At 68.5% G+C, this 1,917-nt stretch carries 3 protein-coding genes; all 3 read right to left on the bottom strand.

What is annotated here, in order from left to right:
• Positions 1–20: 20 nt before the first annotated feature.
• Entirely contained in the window at positions 21–716 is a 696-nt protein-coding gene (locus JK361_RS40445; protein WP_201828199.1) for a DUF6766 family protein, read from the bottom strand.
• Between the two features lie 81 nt (positions 717–797).
• The gene (locus JK361_RS40440) at positions 798–1,181 is read right to left on the bottom strand and encodes a hypothetical protein (protein ID WP_307787456.1); all 384 of its coding nucleotides are present in this window, start codon (positions 1,179–1,181) and stop codon (positions 798–800) included.
• A gap of 68 nt (positions 1,182–1,249) precedes the next feature.
• Positions 1,250–1,726, bottom strand: coding sequence for a hemerythrin domain-containing protein (locus tag JK361_RS40435; protein WP_201828197.1), 477 nt, complete (start codon positions 1,724–1,726; stop codon positions 1,250–1,252).
• Between the last annotated feature and the right edge of the window lie 191 nt (positions 1,727–1,917).

The following is a 1,917-nucleotide window of genomic DNA, read 5'->3' as shown; positions in this document are numbered from 1 at the left end:
CTTAATCACGATGTCTTGGGTCAGCCTTCGACGCCCGTGGCGGAGTGGGGTGCGCCGACCGGCTTGGATTCGGGTGATCCGCGCTGGCGGAGGTAGACGGAGAGGATGGCCATGGCGGCCACCGCGAGGAGTTCGGACTGCCAGTTCTGCAGGGTGCGGCTCCAGAAGTCCGCGGAGGCCAGATATGCCGCCCAGCTGACGGGCTGGGACAGGTCGCGCAGCTGTTCGGCGTTGTAGGCGGCGGTGCCCGAGATCGACTGGGCCAGCCAGGACAGCAGGAACAGCAGTGCCATCACCAGCCCGAGTGAGCGGGAGTACAGCCCCTGGCGCCAGTCCCGGGTGCCGGCCCAGCGGGGCGAGTCCTCGCGGGCGTGCTCGCCCACGCGCTGGTCGCGATCGCTTTCCGGGCCGGCCTTGTAGAGCTCCTTGGACTCGGGGGAGCCGCGCTGCAGGAGGTAGACGGTGCCGAAGATGTAGAGGAAGAACTGAAGGAACTCCGACTGCCAGTTCTCCGTTACGTCGACGGCGAAGTCGGAGGAGGTCAGGTACTGGGCGAATGTGACCTGCTGCAGTCCGGCGGTGGCGAGCTGCTCGTTGAACTCCGCCCGCCCGGCGATCGCCTGGAAGGCCAGGACGACCAGGAACGCTCCTCCGAAGGCCAGGGTGAGGCTGTTGTCCCGCCAGAAGCTGCCCGACCGCCCCTTTCGTGTGCTCATCGCTGCAGCAGTCCGATCGTGGTGAAGTAGCCCAGGCCGATGATGATGACGGCCAGGACGGTGATGAACAGTCCGCGCACGTCAGCCTCCCTTGACCTTGCAGTCGAACGGCAGGTCCGGGCGCGGCGTGCAGCCGGCCGCGACGACCTTCCACCCCGCTGCGAACTGCGACAGGAACAAGGTGTCGCCGCTCAGGCGCACCATGGCCTGGCGCCCGTAGACCTCCGCGACGGCATCCGCCGTATCACCGGAGGCGAACGGCAGATGCTCCTGCGCCAGGCCCTTCGCGCAGTCGTCGGCGTCGGAGGCGACCTCCTGCCGAGTCTCCGGGGCCAGCAGGGCGCAGGCCCGTCCGAAGCCGGACTCGCGCAGCGCAGTCTGGAAGTTCCGGGCGGCCGAGAGCGCGTCCGCCTGCCGGGGACCCGGTGCCCCACACCCGCCGACCGCCAGGATGAACCCAGCCACCACCCCCACCGAGCACCAGGCCCGCCCCGGCCTCCGGAACCCTGAGCGGCTCGATCTGACGGCGGTGGTCACTTCGATGCCGCGCTGGGGACCTTCAGCGGGTCGCGGGGCGCCTGCTCCTTGGCCTCCTCAAGCTGTGCGCCGAGCTCCTGGAGGCGGTTACGGCCCATGGCCTTGCGCACGTCGGGGAACCAGTCCTGCTCCTCCTCCTCGACGTGATGCCGCACCTGCTCCATCACCACGCTCATCTTGGCCTTGAACCGCTCGTCGGAGGCGTCCATGTCCTTGAGCTCGGACAGCATCCACACCACCGCGTGATGCTCCTCGACGCTCTCCAGGACGTGGTCCTTGGTGTCTGGAGCAGCCTCGCGGGCGGCGGGGTAGAAGTACTGCTCCTCGATCCACGCGTGGACGGTGAGCTCTTCGATCACCTCGTCGACGATCCGCCGCCGCTCGGTGGTGTCCTCGTCGCCGGTCTTCTCGAACGCCTTGAAGAGCTTCTCGACCGTCTTGTGGTCTTCCCGCAGCAGCACGATGGCGTCCAACAAGATCTCCTCTATCGGCAGGCAGCGCGACGGACCACGCCGTGCTTGTCCGCTACCCGGCCCTCCTCAACACGTCCGCCCTGCCCCGATGAACTCACCCGTCTGGTGGCCGACCACCACCCTGTTGCCGCGCAGGCCGCTCGAACCATGGCGCCCATGACCGGCATGGCCCTCGCCCCGCCCAAGGCCCG

The sequence above is a fragment of the Streptomyces musisoli genome, assembly GCF_016741855.1.
GTDB classification, from domain to species: Bacteria; Actinomycetota; Actinomycetes; order Streptomycetales; family Streptomycetaceae; genus Streptomyces; species Streptomyces musisoli.
Note: the sequence above shows the minus strand (reverse complement) of the source record. Positions and strands in the feature narration are given on the sequence as shown.